13 protein-coding genes and 2 pseudogenes are annotated in these 16,046 nt (G+C 63.6%); 4 read left to right on the top strand and 11 right to left on the bottom strand.

The window, feature by feature from the left end; genetic code table 11:
* Window positions 1-53: 53 nt before the first annotated feature.
* From VZ068_RS10850 to VZ068_RS10840, 3 genes are all read right to left on the bottom strand, one after another.
* A complete protein-coding gene (locus VZ068_RS10850; RefSeq protein ID WP_259152447.1) occupies window positions 54-1,223 on the bottom strand; it encodes a nitrate/nitrite transporter in 1,170 nt (389 codons plus the stop codon).
* An 894-nt stretch (window positions 1,224-2,117) separates the two neighbouring features.
* A complete protein-coding gene (locus VZ068_RS10845; RefSeq protein WP_349657614.1) occupies window positions 2,118-3,188 on the bottom strand; it encodes a CmpA/NrtA family ABC transporter substrate-binding protein in 1,071 nt (356 codons plus the stop codon).
* Between the two features lie 4 nt (window positions 3,189-3,192).
* Window positions 3,193-3,765, bottom strand: a complete 573-nt coding sequence (locus VZ068_RS10840) for an ANTAR domain-containing protein (protein WP_046964062.1) — start codon at window positions 3,763-3,765, stop codon at window positions 3,193-3,195.
* Window positions 3,766-3,848: 83 nt separating this feature from the next.
* Here VZ068_RS10840 and VZ068_RS10835 point away from each other — a divergent pair, with 83 nt between their 5' ends.
* The gene (locus VZ068_RS10835) at window positions 3,849-4,853 is read left to right on the top strand and encodes an NAD(P)-dependent oxidoreductase (RefSeq protein ID WP_349657613.1); all 1,005 of its coding nucleotides are present in this window, start codon (window positions 3,849-3,851) and stop codon (window positions 4,851-4,853) included.
* 263 nt (window positions 4,854-5,116) lie between these two features.
* Here the strand turns inward: VZ068_RS10835 and VZ068_RS10830 are convergent, their stop codons facing one another.
* Genes VZ068_RS10830 through VZ068_RS10820 form a run of 3 tightly spaced genes read right to left on the bottom strand, consistent with a single transcriptional unit; the run spans window position 5,117 to window position 7,320 of the window.
* Entirely contained in the window at window positions 5,117-5,479 is a 363-nt protein-coding gene (locus VZ068_RS10830) for a hypothetical protein (protein WP_349657612.1), read from the bottom strand.
* A complete protein-coding gene (locus VZ068_RS10825; protein WP_349657611.1) occupies window positions 5,463-6,032 on the bottom strand; it encodes a molybdenum cofactor guanylyltransferase in 570 nt (189 codons plus the stop codon). The genes VZ068_RS10830 and VZ068_RS10825 overlap by 17 nt, the downstream gene beginning before the upstream one ends.
* A 34-nt stretch (window positions 6,033-6,066) precedes the next feature.
* Window positions 6,067-7,320 carry a molybdopterin molybdotransferase MoeA gene (locus tag VZ068_RS10820; RefSeq protein WP_349657610.1) on the bottom strand — a complete coding sequence of 418 codons (1,254 nt, stop codon included), beginning with the start codon at window positions 7,318-7,320 and terminating at the stop codon, window positions 6,067-6,069.
* A 20-nt stretch (window positions 7,321-7,340) separates the two neighbouring features.
* Between VZ068_RS10820 and VZ068_RS10815 the strand changes: the two genes are divergently transcribed.
* Window positions 7,341-7,868 carry a hypothetical protein gene (locus VZ068_RS10815; RefSeq protein WP_349657609.1) on the top strand — a complete coding sequence of 176 codons (528 nt, stop codon included), beginning with the start codon at window positions 7,341-7,343 and terminating at the stop codon, window positions 7,866-7,868.
* 179 nt (window positions 7,869-8,047) lie between these two features.
* Here VZ068_RS10815 and xth read toward each other — a convergent pair whose 3' ends face one another.
* The 3 genes and pseudogenes from xth to VZ068_RS10800 form a co-directional block, all read right to left on the bottom strand.
* Entirely contained in the window at window positions 8,048-9,064 is a 1,017-nt protein-coding gene (gene xth / locus VZ068_RS10810; RefSeq protein ID WP_349657685.1) for an exodeoxyribonuclease III, read from the bottom strand.
* A 349-nt stretch (window positions 9,065-9,413) separates the two neighbouring features.
* Window positions 9,414-9,629: a hypothetical protein gene (locus tag VZ068_RS10805; RefSeq protein WP_259167984.1), complete on the bottom strand. Its 216-nt coding sequence runs from the start codon at window positions 9,627-9,629 to the stop codon at window positions 9,414-9,416.
* Between the two features lie 634 nt (window positions 9,630-10,263).
* Window positions 10,264-11,210: pseudogene (locus tag VZ068_RS10800) on the bottom strand (IS5 family transposase).
* 444 nt (window positions 11,211-11,654) lie between these two features.
* Here VZ068_RS10800 and VZ068_RS10795 point away from each other — a divergent pair.
* Window positions 11,655-12,032, top strand: coding sequence for a hypothetical protein (locus VZ068_RS10795; RefSeq protein ID WP_349657608.1), 378 nt, complete (start codon window positions 11,655-11,657; stop codon window positions 12,030-12,032).
* A gap of 189 nt (window positions 12,033-12,221) precedes the next feature.
* On the opposite strand, the pseudogene VZ068_RS10790 reads toward VZ068_RS10795, so the two are convergent.
* A pseudogene (locus VZ068_RS10790) lies at window positions 12,222-13,127 on the bottom strand (IS5 family transposase).
* Window positions 13,128-13,317: 190 nt separating this feature from the next.
* Between VZ068_RS10790 and moeB the strand changes: the two are divergent.
* Window positions 13,318-14,460, top strand: coding sequence for a molybdopterin-synthase adenylyltransferase MoeB (moeB, locus tag VZ068_RS10785; protein WP_349657607.1), 1,143 nt, complete (start codon window positions 13,318-13,320; stop codon window positions 14,458-14,460).
* 276 nt (window positions 14,461-14,736) lie between these two features.
* Here the strand turns inward: moeB and glp are convergent, their stop codons facing one another.
* On the bottom strand, window positions 14,737-15,957 hold the full coding sequence (gene glp, locus VZ068_RS10780; RefSeq protein WP_259167988.1) for a gephyrin-like molybdotransferase Glp: 1,221 nt from the start codon (window positions 15,955-15,957) through the stop codon (window positions 14,737-14,739).
* Window positions 15,958-16,046 lie beyond the last annotated feature (89 nt).

Genomic DNA, 16,046 nt, shown 5'->3' with positions numbered 1-16,046 from the left:
TGCCAATGACGACGAGTCTGGGTTGCTTCATTGCCTGGATTCCTGTCGACATGTCAGACGCGCGCCGCGCCGGCGGCGGACCATTCGCTGCGCCACTGGGTCTTGACGCCCGCCAGCAGGCCCCAGCCGCCAAGCGCGAATGCAGCGAACAACCACATGCCCAACGCATAGCTGCCGGTGTGCTGCTTGAGTACGCCCAACCCGGCCGCAAGCGCGAAGCCACCGATGCCGCCGGCCATGCCGATCAAGCCGGTCATCACCCCGATATCCTGGCCGAAGCGCTGCGGCACCAGCTGGAACACCGCACCATTGCCGGCGCCCAGGCACAACAACGTCAACACGAACAACGCCAGCGTGATGGTGGCGCCGCCGGCACCGAACCCGGCAATGCCTACCAGCGTGGCCACCAGCAGATACACTGCCAGCAAGGCACGCGTGCCGCCTACACGGTCGGCAATCACGCCACCCAACGGGCGCATCACCGAGCCAGCCAGCACGCAGGCCGCCGTGGCCCAGCCCGCGGTACGCGCGTCGAAATCGAACTGGTCGTGGAAGTAACCCGGCAACGCGCTGGCAAAGCCAGAAAAGCCGCCGAAGGTAATCGCGTAAAAGAACATGAAGCGCCACGCGTCGCGGTTACCCACCAGCACGCGGCCGTAGTCGGACCACTGCTTGCGTGCGACCGGTGTCGGTGCCTCCTTGGCGATCGACGCAAACACGATCAGCGTCAGCACCAACGGAATGCACGCCAGCCCGAACACGTTTTGATAGCCGAAAGCGGCGGCCAGCATCGGAGCGAACAACGCCGCCAGCACCGTGCCGGAATTGCCTGCACCGGCGATGCCCATCGCGGTGCCCTGATGCTCGGGTGGATACCAGCGCGACGCCAGCGGCAATGCCACCGCAAATGAAGCGCCGGCGATACCGAGCAGCACGCCCAGCAGCAGCGCCTGCCCCATGCTGTGCACGCCCAGTTGCCAGGCACCGAACAGCGCAGCGATCACTGCGAGCTGCGCGACCACGCCGGCGCGCTTGGCGCCGATGCGATCGGCAAACATGCCCAGCACCAGACGCAACACCGCCCCGCACAGGATCGGCACGGCCACCATCAAGGCGCGCTGCTGCGTGTCCAATCCCAGCGCTTGCGCAATCGGTACCTGCAACGGCCCGAGCAGATACCACACCATGAAGCTCAGATCGAAATACAGGAAGGAAGCGAACAAGGTGGGCGTGTGCCCGGATCGCCAGAACGAGCGCTGCATAGAGACCTCTTCGAATGCGATGGTCAAAAAAAAACGGCGCCCCTCCGGTAAACCGGAAGGACGCCGTTGTCCTGGATGCGTGCGGATCGCCGTTGATCCGCTGCATCGTGTTCGTGTTGTTGCAGGTACGCCGTTGTGCCCGCACGGAATCACTACGCAATCAGCGTGCCAACTTACTCACCTGAGCATCACGACCATACAAGTCATTGAAAAATAGCGTTTTGGATGCAGTGCGTCCGACTTCACGACAGCCTATCGACACGCCGGTGCGACCCACAATTCCCGTCTTTCGTGCAGCCTTGCACCAACAGCGTGCACCCCGTATCGCAGGCTCTGTCACTTGGCATGACTAACAGCGCCCAACAAAGCTACCGCACGGCTGTGCTCGGAAGCCTCATCTAGGACGCGTGCATACCGATCAAATATCTAGGTCAAAAGCCGTGTTAGTCGAGCGCGCGGTGCCCTCGCCGCTTGCGGGACACGCCGTGAATCCGTCCGTGGAGGCTCGGTGGCGGCATCCAAGCCGCCACACGGTCCCGCAAGCGGCGAGGACACCGCACCAGGAAGTTTGCAGGCTGTTTTATTGAAAACTCTGCACACCGAGCATTTCGACACGTCCTTGCCCGCCCACCGTCGCGGGCCTTACGCGGCATGGATGCCGCGTAAGCGCCTACAGGGACGTACTTGCGGCGTGTCCTGCGATGGTGGGCGGGCAAGGACCCTGCGGCCGAGCCGCAGACCACATGCCTCGCGCCGTTGCCGTTGCCTTGGCTTCTGTCCGCAAGATCCAATGCATCCAATCTCATCCAACGCACCCCAGCCTGACTTGCCGCCTGATGCGCTCGGCACCCGGGCTCAGGGCGTATCGAACAACCGATTGCTGCGGTGGTCGCCCTCGGGGGAAACCAGGCCCACGCGCGCGGCAGCGCGCCGATAGTTGTCCAGTCGATGGATGTCGCGCAGCCGCGCGATGTCGTCTTCCTGGATGTCATGCCAACCCCAGCGCTGGAACTGGGTCAGGAACCACTCGCCGTCCGACAGCCACGGCATGTTGACCGCGCCATCGCCATGGAAGGCCAGCGCTGTCACATCCTTCGCATGTGCCTCGACTTCGACATCGGCATCCAGGCAAGCGGCCAGATACGCGGCCGATACCCCGATATGCTGTGGCTCGGCCAGCCACTGCGCACATTGCGCGCGATTGGCCGGGTCCGCATCCAGCCAGCGGCAGGCATCCAGTACGCAGGCGGTCAGGCGTTCGGTCAACTCGGGTTGCAGCGCGGCGAATTCGCGCCGGCAGGCCAGCACCTTTTCCGGATGGCCAGCCCACAGCTCGCCACTGCGGATTACCCGGCGACCGCTGCCCTGCGCCTGCGCAACCGCAGCCCACGGCTCGCCGGAGCAATAGCCGTCGACCAGGCCGCTGGCCAGGGCGTCCGGCATCTGCGGCGGCGGGATGCTGAGCACCTCCACGTCGCGCATCGGATCCACGCCGCGCGCGGACAGCCAGTAATAGAGCCACAGCGCATGCGTGCCGGTCGGGAAGGTCTGCGCAAACACGGCGCGGCGGCCCAGGCTGGCCAGCGCCTGCGGCAAGCTCTGCCCCTCTTCCAGGGCCTGCGCAAGCGCAGGCGCCAGCGTGATCGCCTGGCCGTTGTGATTGAGCGTCATCAGCAACGCCATCGGGCATTGCGGCCCGGCAATGCCCAGATCGATGGCATATACCAGGCTCGCGAGCGCATGCGCCGCCTCCACCTCGCCCGCCAGCAGACGGTCACGCACGCCGGCCCAGGAGGCCTGCCGTTGCAGGTCCAGTTGCAGGCCGTGCTTACGATCCAGGCCCAGCCGCTGTGCGGCAATCAGCGGCGCGCAATCGATCAGCGGCATGTAGGCCACGCGCAATACGGGAAGTTCGGCTTGGCTCATCTGTTCATCCCAACAACTCGGCCATGGCCACGATGCGTCGCGCCACTTCGGCCAGCTTGACACCCTGCTTCATCGCCTGCTGACGCAGCGCGGCGTACGCCTCAGCCTCGCTGAGGCCACGTTTTTGCATCAGCAGACCCTTGGCGCGGTCGATCTGCTTGCGGTCCTGCAATGCCTGCTGCACATCGTCCAGGCGCTTGCGCATGCTGCTCTCGTGCGCAAACCGGGCCAGCGCCACCTGCACGATCGGCGCCAGCCGCGCCGGTGCCAGGCCGTCCACCACGTACGCGGTAACGCCAGCCCCCACCGCAGCATGGATCAAGGCATCGTCGCCATCGCCGGAAAACATCACCACCGGGCGCGGTGCATGGGTATGCAGCATCGATAACTGCTCCAGCGTATCGCGCGAAGGCGAATCCACGTCGATCACCACCACGTCCGGCTGCTGGCTCTGCACCGCATGCAGCAACGCACTCACCGATGCCACATCGTCGAGCACCGTGTAACCGGCACGCGTCAATGCCTGGCGCAGTTCGCCAATGGGCTTTTCGGTATCGTTGACCAGCAAGACACGCATTGGCGGCGGCGGGGCGTGTGGACGTGGGCCGATGGTGCCATGCAACATGCCGTCGGTGCGAGTCATCTTTCGGAGTGAGCCTGATGCCGTTGTTCCCGTTGTTCGCAAACCTGCAGGGGCGCGCCGTGTTGGTGATCGGCGGTGGCGAGGTTGCCACGCGCAAGGTGCTCGCGCTGCTCAAGGCGGGCGCGCAGATTCGCCTGTATGCGCGCGCGCTCTCGCCCGAGCTTGCGGAACTGATGCACGCCGGGCGCTTCGAGCAGCTGGGCGGGGAGTTCGATCCGGCCTGGATCGACACGGTCTGGCTGGTGGTGGCGGCCACCGACGACACCGATCTGAACCAGCGCGTTGCTGCAGCGGCGGGCGCGCGCCAGCGGCTGGTCAACGTGGTGGACGATGCCGAGCTGTCGACGTATCAGGTGCCGGCGATCGTGGATCGCGACCCGCTGGTCATCGCCATTTCGTCGGCCGGTGCGGCGCCGATGCTGGCGCGCCGCCTGCGCGAGCGGCTCGAGCGCGAGCTGGATGCGTCGGTCGGCCGCTTCGCCGGTCTGTTCGCGAGCCACCGCGAACGGATCCGCAGCCAGTTCCCCGATATGAACCGGCGCAGGCGCTGGTTCGATCGCGTGATCGATGGGCAGGTGCCATTGCTGCTGCAAGCCGGCGACGATGCCGCAGCCGAAGCGGCCTTCAATGCGGCACTGGACGATGCCGGCACCGTGCCGGCGCGTGGCAGCGTGCAACTGGTCGGTACCGGGCCCGGCGATCCGGGCCTGCTGACCTTGAAGGCGTTGCGTGCGATGAACCTGGCCGATGTGCTGCTCGTTGACGCCGAGGTCCCGGAGGCGATCCTGGAACTGGCACGCCGCGACGCCTCACGGCGCGCATTGCCGCCCGAGCCCCAGGCACAACAAGCGCTGCTGCTGGAACTGGCGCGCGAAGGCTTGCACGTGGTCGCGCTGCGCAGCGGCACCGGCTACTGCGCTGGGGCAACGGCACCGATCGAAGCCGCACTGCAGGCACACGGATTGGCCTGCGAGCGCGTGCCGGGGATTTGCACCGAACGCTGCAACCAGGTCACTCCGTGATTAAAAACGGCTGACAGAAACGAGCACGCAGCCACCAGCGGTCACGGTGGGTGCTAGGAGTGCGCATGCGTGACACATGCACTCCGCTGCCTGAGGGTCATCCACCCTCGCCCGACGATTGCGCACTACGTCTCTTGACGCCCTGACGCGCAAACGCACTGCGGCCGTATTGGGACTGCGCAGATCGCATGAAGGGCCTCATGCCTTCCATCGCTGTGCAGCCAGTCACGCGCATTCGGCGGGTGCGCGTCCAACAGCTCGGCTCACTCCTTCGGGAACCGCTTGCGCGCACTGTCGCGCACATCGATATCGAAGGTCACGTGCAACGCCATCTGTTCTGCATGCCCGGCGCCCACATCGAAGCTGAAGCGCAACCCATCGCGGCTCGGGAGCTGGCGGGCGTGTTCTTCCAGCGCGTCGCGCGGCACCAGCAATTGCCAATGGTCGGTGGCGCAATTGCACGCAGCGTGACCGCCGGTCAGGCTCACGCTATGCCGCACCAGTCGCGCGCCCTGCCCGCTTGGCAGGCGGCTGAGATTGTCGACGCTGTGCCCGGCCAGCAAAGCGGCCAGTTCGGCCTCGTCGATACGGAACCGCACCTGCTGGCCTTCAATCTGGATTTTCATGGATGAGCTGGCTCCACTGCTCGGGCGTATTGCAATTGACGAACGCGGCGCGTTCGCTATCGATGACAGCGATGCGATGGCACTGCAGTGAACGCTGCAAGGCGCGCAGCGAGCGTGACGATGCCTCGCCTACCATCAACGTCGATAAGGCCTCACGCACGGTCGCGTCGATGCACAGACGCATCGGCAACATCTGTTCGTCGAAGGCGACACAGCGCTGCTGTGCGGGCGCCAGCAACCGCGCTATCAACTGGGTAGACAGCAGCGGCATATCCACCGGCACCACCACCAGCGTGGTCAGGTCGGCAACCTGGCCGACCACGCTGACCAGCCCGCCGAGCGGGCCCAGATCCGGCTGCGTGTCGGCGATGCCGTCATAGCCCGGGCGCTGGCCACTGAGCAAGACGTCCTGCGCGCCCGCATCGCGCAGCACCGCCTGCATGTGCGCAATCAATGGCCGCCCGCGCCAAAGCAGCATGGCCTTGTCCTGCCCCATCCGCGACGAGCGCCCGCCGGCCAGCACCACGCCGGTCCACGGAGATGCCGCGCTCATGCAGCGCACACGCCGGTGTGGTGCGCGTACCGGCTCATGCGATCAACACCGGAGCTGCCGGTTGCAGATGGCCCAACCCGAACACCTCTGCCGTCATGCATGGCGCAGCTGCGTCCTGCTGCGGCTCCAGCACCGCCCACACATTGGCCTGCAGTAACGGCGCTACCCGGAACGATTCCTGCTGCGGCAGGATCTGCACGCATAGCGCGCCCAGCGCGTTGCAATACAGGCGCGCACGCAGATGTTGGCGCCAGATCGGCCGTGCCTGCATCGGCGTCTCCAGGGCCACGCGCAGGCCGCGCTCGGCCGGCATCCCCAATAATGCGCGCAAGGCAGGTTCGACAAAAAACCGCAGCCCAGCCGCGCTTGCCATGGGATTGCCCGGCAGGCCCACATACAACACGCCGTCGGCAAACCGCGCCAGCAGCACCGGCTTGCCCGGTCGTACGGCGACCTTGTGAAACAGCAGGCGCGCTGCATGCCGCACCAGTGCATCGGGCACAAAGTCATAGCGCCCGCGCGACACCGCACCCGTACTCAAGATCACATCGGCGCCAGCCTCGCGCGCCTGTGCGAGTGCGGCATCGAACCCTGCATCGTCGTCGCCCACCTGGCCTTGCCACACCAACACCGCGCCTGCCGCCTGCACCTGGCTGCGCAGATAGCTGCTGGTGCCATCACGGATCTGGCCGGGCTGCAGCGGCTGCGCAGGGTCGCTGATCAACTCGCGGCCCGTCGCGATCAGCGCAACCCGCGGCCGCCGCACTACCTGGACCTGCGCGCAGCCCAAGCCGGCCAGCACCATCGAATGCGCACCACGCAAGACCGTCCCCGCCTCGATCACCACATCCTGCAGGCGCACATCTTCCCCGCGGCGGCGGATGTGCTGCCCCGCACGTACATCGGCACGCATGCGGATACGGCTGGGTCGTGCGTTGTGATGCGCAAGCACATCCACCTGCTCGATCGGCACCACCGCATCGGCGCCCGCAGGTACCCCGGCGCCAGTCATGATCTCCCATGCCGCGCCCAGCTCGGCTGCTGCCGCATCCGTCCCTGCTGCGATGGTGCCAACCACCGCATGCTCGCTGCCTGCTGCCACACCCAAGCCATGTGTGGCGATGGCAAACCCATCCATGGCGCTGTTATCGAACGGCGGCAGCTCGGCCGGGCTCGACAACGCCTGCGCAAGCACACGGCCTTCGGCTTGAGCGCTATCGACCCATTCGCTGGCCAGCGTGGCGACCTGCTGGTGCACGATGGCAAGTGCTTCGGCGTAGCTGATCATGAGCAATGCACTGCCGACCGATGAATGACCTGGCTAGGATACCGGCCTGCAGCGCAGCCGGTACAGCGCCGCGCGTCGCGTCATCGCAACGCCGTGTGGCCTGGGCGCACAACCACGGTCTCCCCGTCTACGCGACCTGGCTTGCCCCTGCTCGAAGACGCTGCCCACAGCGCACGCCGCAACTGCAATTGCAGTCCTCAACCATTGTGATGCATGGGCTTATTCGACCGCTTGAGCCGCCAGCCAACGCCATCCTGATCGGCCAGATCCACCAGATCCACAAGCAACGAAGATGCGATGAAACCCACGGCGTGTCGCGCCGGCTGTTCATCCACAAAAGCAGCGCAGCGCTGCCGTGCTGTGGCTATCGGGTTGGCAATGCCATGTCTATCGTCAGCAATCACTGGCTGTGTGCTGCAGCAGATCACATCCAGTGGGCGAGACGCCATGGGCCAAGAAGCGCCTGGCGGCGCATTCAAGCATCGAGCGCAAATGCGCATGTCGATTCAAGGATCACCATCCTCGTAGGTCGCAGTCTTGGAGTGTGACCGTCGCTCTGCGAAACGGCACCATGCCCAATGGTTGACGTGCGGGACACGACACCTCGCCAGCCATGTCTGCTGACGTGCTTGCGCGGTGCTGCCATTTGCTTATCTCGCAGCTTTTTTCTTGATCGTGACTACATTGCACCATTCCCGAAGTCACCCCGCAAATCAGTTCGTCGCTGCTATGTTTTCCCACCCTTCCTTGGGCTTTGCGTGGCCACTTGCTTGCCAGCCTTCTCAGGCTTGGCGACTGGCGCAACTGCCGCATCTTTTTTCTTCCCAGCATGCCTCGAAGTGACTGTCGCCGCCTTCTTGGCGACTGCCTTGCGGGCAGGCGCTTTCTTCGTCGCCCCCCGTTTGCGCACCGGCGATGCAGCGCCACGATCTTCGATCGCCTCCACCGCGGTGTCCGGTACACGCACGTTGATCCAGGTGGGCGCGTGATCGCTGGCCTTTTCCAAAGCTCGCACCCACTTGTCCACGCCCGCGTCCTGCAAGCCGGGCGCCAGTGCGCGATTGAGCAGTAAATGGTCGATCCGCAAGCCGCGGTCGCGTGCGAAATGCTGGCGAAAATAATCCCAGAACGTATAGATTGGCGCATCGCCATGCAGGGTCAGCAGGCTATCGGTCCACCCCTGCTCCATCAATGTCTGAAACGCCTGTCGGCTTTCCGGTTGCAGCAAGGCATCCTTGCGCCAACCCTTGGGGTCGTAGATGTCCGCATCGGTCGGCACCACATTGAAATCGCCGATCAAGGCCACCGGATGCGGCAAGTCTACCAGTGTCTTGGCATGTCGGATCAGACGCTGAAACCAGGCGAGCTTGTAATCGAATTTCGGACCCGGCTGCGGATTGCCATTGGGTAGATACAGACACCCGACCACCACCCCGTGGATCGCTGCCTCAAGATAGCGGCTCTGTGTGTCGCTCGGGTCCCACGGCAGGCCACGACGAATCTCGACAGGGTCGGCGCCGCGTGCCAGCAAGGCCACGCCATTCCATGCGCGCTGCCCCTGCCAGATCACCCCATAGCCGGCATCACGAATCGCCTGCTCCGGAAACGCCTCTTGCGTGGCCTTCAGCTCCTGCAAACCCACAATATCCGGCTGCTCGCGCCCGAGCCACTCCAACAAATGCGGCAATCGGCTGCCGATTCCGTTGATGTTGAACGTGGCGATCTTGCGTGTGACGCTTGCCATGGGATAACAGCTCGCTACGCACTTGGTGAAGCCGCAGCATGGCGGCCGCTGCATGAAGCCGATGCTCAAGACATGTGAAGCCGCAGCATAGACAGGTGCGCGCCTGTGCGTTGATGACGGCGTTCGATCACGGCAGGTACGCTGGCGAATCGCGGGATTGCACTGCTCCGCCAGCTAACCCAGGTGGCAGGCCGCCGTTCGGCGCTGCAGGCGCACCCGCAACACGGCCAGCGCCCGACATCGCGCCATCATGCCGAACCGGAAGACGCACATCGCGCACAGAAAGCCGGATGAAGATGGAGCCATGGACGCTGCTGCTGTTGGTTGATCGACAACAACACCTGCGACATCATGCCCCGGGATCTGCCGGCCCCAGCTGATTGGCGACCAGGATTTCATCGATCCGCTTGACGATTTGCGCCGCCTCTTCCGGCGACTGCGCAGCGGCACTGATTTTTTCGGTACGGGCATGGAACACGTCCCAGAAATCATCCGGATGCTGGCTGCGGATCTCAGGTAATTGTTCTGCCAATTGTTTCAGTTGCGCATCGATGTCGTGGGTCATCAAGATCTCCTTCTTTGATCGAAAGCGGTTGTCACGTATCGAGAGCATGATCAGACAAGCCCGGACGGCGTCAACGTCGATGCGATGACGCATCTCTCAGCTAGCGGTTGCACCGCCTGACGCATCCCAACCGCATTGCCACGCCTCCACGCTACCGCTGCCTCGGTGAGCCTGATGACAAATGCTCCATGCCAGGTCGCACGCAAACGGAACCAAGGGTGCAAGGACGTTGCGGCAAGGCAATGCCGCCTGACATCGCCCCAGCCAGGAAGGCGCTTAGTTGTTGATCGAAACTCACCGCTGTTTGGTCGCCTCGGAAGGAGCGCTGCTTTCTTGTTGGGCTCGCCATTGAGTGCGGCATCCAGCCACTGCGTGAGTCTGGATGACCTGCTCGACACCAGCACCGGAGCGTCGAAGCTCCCCTTCCCTTTGTCTGCGCATCAATTGCGAGCCACACGTGCGTGGGCCATGCGGCGGTCACTCGCCAAGGAATGGTCTGATCAATGAGACCTGAGGACGCGGGACGTGCATTTCACCAAGGAGCTGCGTTTGGATCGTCAAAATTTGCAGCATTTTCGGCGCGATCCGGACCTCATCTCCCGACTACAGGCGCACGCTCCCCCGGGGACAGTAACTACTTTCGCTTCATCCACAGGTTTGACAGCGCAAACAATGTCAGCAACTGCGCCGTGTTCTTGGCCAAGCCGCAATAGCGCACCTTTGGTGTAGCCGAACTGGCGCTTGGTCACGCGAAACGGATGTTCCACCTTTGCACGCACACTGGCTTTGAAGTGTTCCCAACGTTCTTCCCGAGCACGCTCGCGTTTGTTGCCAATGGCTTGCATAGTCGAGCGTTTAGCGGCAATGAAAGATGCAGCCTCGCAGGTCTGCAGTTCTTCCCGTTTGTCTGCACCAGTGTAGCCGCTGTCGTCAAACACACTGTCTTCCTTACCGTGCAGGAGCGCATGCGTCACCGTGACATCGGCGACATTGGTCACTGTGCAATGGACGTGGTGCACCAACCCGGAGAACTCATCCACGCCGATGTGCGCCTTCATCGCGAAATACCACTGATTGCCCTTCCTGGTTTGATGCATTTCAGGGTCGCACGCATGATCGGCGTTCTTGGTCGAGCTGGGGCGCAGCGATCAGCATTGCATCGACGATCGTGCCCGACCATAGGCTCTGCCCCTTGCGCGCCAGATGCGCGTTGACGGCCTCCAGCATCTGCGCGGCAAGGCCATGGGTTTCCAGTAGACGGCGAAAGTTGAGAATCGTGGTCGCGTCAGGAATATTGTCCAAGCCACCGAGCTGGGCAAAACGCCGCAAGGTCGGGATCTCGTGCAACGCTTCTTCCATCGCCGGATCGCTCAACGCATACCAGTGCTGCAGCAGATGCATCCGCAACATCGTCGCCAGGTAGGGCTGCCGACCCAGCCGCGCCGACATCGGATAGTGCGGCGCGACCAGACCGAGCAATTGCTGCCACGGAACCACCTACTCCATCTCGGCTAGGAAGATCTCGCGGCGGGTCTGCTTACGCTTGCCCAAGCCCTCAGCGTCACCGAACGTCAGTTGCATGCATCACTCCTCAACGTGAATGGATAGTGTCGCGTATCTGCGATGCGTTGTTCAGAGGTTCCCTAGGTCTCGTTGATCAGAGCATCCCTAAACATAATTAGCAATTATTCATGCGGCTGTATCCCGATTGAAATCAAGACTTCTACTGATGGGAGATTGGTAAATTTTCAAGACATAGGGGATAAGCGCGTCATGCAAGCATCATGTGTTTGATGGAGCTGTCACGCTGATCGTTCAGGCTCTGAAACCTTTGATGCCTGCCATCTAGCTGCGTTGACTTGGGCTGGCCACGAAAACTAGACTCCGCTTCACGGGGAAGGCCCATCGGGGCCAAGCGCAAGGAAGCCATGAATCTGAGTCACAGGGGCACCAACACCGGATACCGTCTCGGCCTACGCGCGTGCGCGAAGCGGTCGTCTTTGTCTCTGAGCTGAGCCCATCATCATGGACGGCGTCACTATCGGTTTGGCCGTGGGCGGCATCTCTGCACTGCTAGGCCTATATCAGCACGGGTATATTGCACGCCACAGGTTATCAACCGAATCGTTCGACAGTCCGGTGCGCTGGCAGCGCTGGACCAACCGATACCTGATCTTCAGTCTGCATTTCTTTCTGGCGTTCTTCCTAACACCAGTACTGATTAATTTTATGGACATGGATGCAACAGCGATTCCTGTTCGATTCCGCATACCTGCATATTTGATCGCTTGCATGCCATTGGCACTGCTGTTCTTTCATTTCGACCTGTGGTTTATGCGCCGGTGCGATCAAACCAAACGCGATGCACGAGAACGTGCACAACAGTATTTGAGCAGGCTGTAGTACTCCATTCCAGCACCACCACCGCTGAGGCCATGATTCGATGGCTTCTGATCAAACACAGCCCATAACGCCTAGGGATGCTCTGATCAACGAGACCTAAGAACGCGGGATATGGCATTTTTCCGAAGAGTCGCGTGCGGATCCTCGGATTTTGCGCCATTTCCTGCGTGTTCCGAGGAAATCCCCGGATTACAGGCGCACGCTCCCCACAGCAGGCAGTAGCTGCTTTTGCTTTAGCCACAGGTTCGTCAGCGCAAACAGGGTCAGCACCTGCGCCGTATTCTTAGCCAGGCCGCGATAGCGCACCTTGACGTAGCCAAACTGGCGCTTGATCACCCGGAACGGATGCTCCACCTTCGCCCGCAGGCTGGCCTTGGCGTGCTCCCAACGCTTGGTCCACTTCATTTCGCGCGTGTTCTTGATCTGCTTCAGCTTCGAGGGCGTCTCCGCAATCAGGTAGCACAGATTGCGCTTGCTGGCCATCTCCTCGCGTTTTTCCAGTCAAGTGTAGCCGCTGTCACCGCACACCGTGTCTTCCTTCCCGTGCAGCAGCTTGTGCGCCTGCGTGATGTCCGCCGCGTTGGCCGCCGTGCATTCCACGTGGTGCACCAGGCCGGAGTGATCATCCACCCCGATGTGCGCCTTCATCCCGAAATAGTATTGATTACCTTTCTTGGTCTGGTGCATCTGAGAATCACGTGCGCCGTCCTGATTATTGGTCGAACTGGGTGCGGCAATGATCGTGGCGTCCACGATCGTCCCGCCGCACAGGCTCTGGCCTTTGCGCGACAGATGCGCATTGACCCGGTTCAACAGCTTGCGCGCCAGATCGTGCGTCTCCAGCAGCCGGCGGAAATTGAGGATCGTGGTCTCGTCCGGCACATCATCCAGCCCGCCGATCTTGGCGAAACGGCGCATCGACACCGTGTCGTACAAGGCTTCTTCCGCCCCCCCCCCCGACGTCGGATAGTGCGGCTCGATCAGCGCCAACACGTCCCTCCAAGGCACCACCTGATCCATCTCGGCCAGGAACACCTCGCGCCGCGTCTGCTTGCGCTTGCCGTTGTGCTCGGCGTCGCCGAAAGACAGTTGCATCGTCGGCATCCCTTTGGGCTCAGTGAGATTGTCGCAGGATCAGAGGGAGTCGTTCAGAGCTTCCCAAGGTAGCGTCGCAGGATGCGCTTGGTGGCAGCACGTCAAGGGCCGGAGGATCGGCCTGCGCGCGTCCAATTCCGCAGCAGGCCATTACGCATCAAAACAGCGCTGTTTGCGCGACAATAGCGTCATGAGCAGCCATGACATCTCTCCCGCCGATGCGCGTGCACGCGCCGTGCAAGGCGCACTGCTGATCGATATCCGGCAACTGCATGAGCGCGCCGGTGGCCAGGCCGAGGGCGCGTTGGCGATTGCCCAACACGATCTGGAAACCGCGCCCACGCAGCATCTGCCCGACCACGCACGCGAAATCCTGTTGATCTGCCAGAGCGGCAAACGCTCCGCGCATACAGCCGAAACATTGCGTGCGCAGGGATACACCCAGGTTGCATCGGTGGTGGGCGGCACCACCGCATGGATGAGCGACGGCCTGCCGCTGGTGCGCCCCAGCCTGCCGGCGGACGAGCAGGATTTCCTTGAGCGCTATTCGCGGCATTTGCGCTTGCCCCAGGTCGGTGTGCAAGGCCAGCAGCGGCTGGCAGCTGCGCGCGTGCTGCTGGTCGGCGCCGGCGGGCTTGGCTCGCCGGCCGCATTCTATCTGGCTGCCGCAGGCGTCGGCCACCTGCGTCTGGCCGACGACGATGTCGTCGACCGCAGCAACCTGCAGCGTCAGATCCTGCATACCGAAGACAGCCTAGGTACCGCCAAGGTCGACTCGGCGGCGCAGCGCATCGGCGCGCTCAATCCGCGCGTGCACGTCGAGGCGGTACAGACACGCGTCAGCGCCGACAACGTGGAAGCGTTGCTGCAAGATGTGGATGTCGTGGTCGATGGTGCCGATAACTTTGCCGCGCGCTACCTGCTCAACGATGCCTGCGTCAAACTCGGCAAGCCGCTGGTGTACGGGGCGGTGCAACAGTTCGAAGGTCAGGTGAGCGTATTCGATGCCGGTCGCAACCGCGGGCATGCGCCCTGCTACCGCTGCCTGTTCCCCGAACCGCCGCCGCCGGAATTTGCACCCAGCTGCGCGGACGCCGGCGTGCTCGGCGTGCTGCCCGGGGTGATCGGGCTATTGCAGGCCACCGAAGCGCTCAAGTTGCTGCTTGGCATCGGCGACAGCCTGAGCGGCCGCCTGCTCAGCTTCGATGCGCTATCGATGCGATTCCGCGAGATCCGCCTGCCGCCCGATCCGCATTGCCCGTTGTGCGCGCCGGGTATCGCATTCCCCGGGTATGCGGACTACGCGTCCTTTTGCGGCAGCGCAGTCGGTTGAGCGCATCTGCCGAGGTGGCGTTGCAGATGCGCAACGCGTGATCGGCGCACACATCGTGTCGGTGACGCATGTGCGAGCACGGCTCACCCTGCCCGAGCAAGCCGGAAAGCTGGCCGATGGAGCGGATCCGTCAGCCGCGTTGTCGCACCACACCAGGCTCGTTAGCGCCTGAAGCCGAGTCGCTAGGCATTAGCAGCGCCGCTCGCAGCACCACTCGCAGCACCGCAACGCGCGGCCTGGCACCCCGGGCTAGACCCGTTTCGCCTCGCTGCAGGGCTACAACGCGTACGGAATCACTTGCACGATCTCGCCTGCCTCGAAGCGACGCGCCTGTTCCGGCAGGACGATCAGCGCATTGCTGTCGGCCGCCCCACGCAGCAGATGCGACGCGTCGCCTCGATGCGGCTGCGCGCTCAAGCGCCCGTCAACGCCGCACTCAAGCCGGCCGCGCAAAAATTCCAGACGCTCGTGGCGCTTTTCCCAGGCACTTGCCAGCGCCGCGTGCCACACCGGACGCGGCTCGCTGCGCCCCTGTAGCCCGTCCAGCAACGGCACACCGTAGGCGATCAACGTCGCCAGGACAGACACCGGGTTGCCCGGCAGGCCCAATACCAGGCAGCGCCCGATCTGCCCCAACACCGCCGGCATGCCCGGGCGCATGCGCACACGCCAGAAATGGATCCGCCCCAGTTCCTGGATCAGGCGCGGCAGGTAATCCTTTTCCCCAGCCGATACGCCGCCGCAGGTGATCACCACATCGAAGGCCGCCGCCGCATCTTCCAGCATGGTGCGGATGCGCTGCGGATCGTCCGGCAAGGTCGGCCATGCGGTCGGCGCATAGCCCAGCGCCCGCAGCTGCGCCATCAGCATGTCGCGGTTGCTGTTGTAGATCTGGCCGGGGCCGAGCGGCATGCCAGGCTCCACCAATTCATCGCCGGTCGCCAGCACCGCGATGGTCGGTCGCGGCGCGACCGCCAGCCGCGAGACGCCCAGCGCCGCCGCCAGCCCGATGCGGGCCGGGGTCAGCACCTGCCCGGTCTGGATCACCAGATCGCCGGCACGCACGTCGCTACCGGCCAGCCGCACCGCCGTGCCCGGTGCAGGCGTCGTGCGGAAGCGCACCACGCCATCGCGCTCGTCGGCATCTTCCTTCGGAATGACAGTATCGGCGCCATCCGGCAGCGGCGCGCCGGTGGTGATGCGCAGGCATTGCCCCGCGCTCAGCGTGCCGGTCCAACGTTCGCCGGCGAATTGTTCGCCGACCAGTTGCAACGACGCATCGCCGCCAGCGATATCGACATGCCGCAACGCAAAGCCGTCCATTGCGCTGTTGGTGAATGGCGGCAGGGCGAGCGGCGCGATCAGGTCGGCAGCGCAAATCCGCCCATCGGCACGCGCGGTGGCGATGTTCTCATCGGGCGGGCGGCTGTTGGCTGCAACGGCCTGCAGAATCTGCAGCGCCTGCGCATACGCAATACGGGAGGGATAGTCGGTCATGTCGCGCAGGATACCAGTGCGACACGACGACTTAGAGCGGCTGGCAAAACGACCATGCAGTCGTCCGAAGCACGTGACTTTCGCGTGCG

Source organism: Xanthomonas sp. 10-10 (genome assembly GCF_040182365.1).
Classification (GTDB): Bacteria; Pseudomonadota; Gammaproteobacteria; order Xanthomonadales; family Xanthomonadaceae; genus Xanthomonas; species Xanthomonas arboricola_F.
The sequence above is the reverse complement of the archived record's forward strand: the minus strand, read 5'-3'. Positions and strand labels throughout refer to the sequence as shown.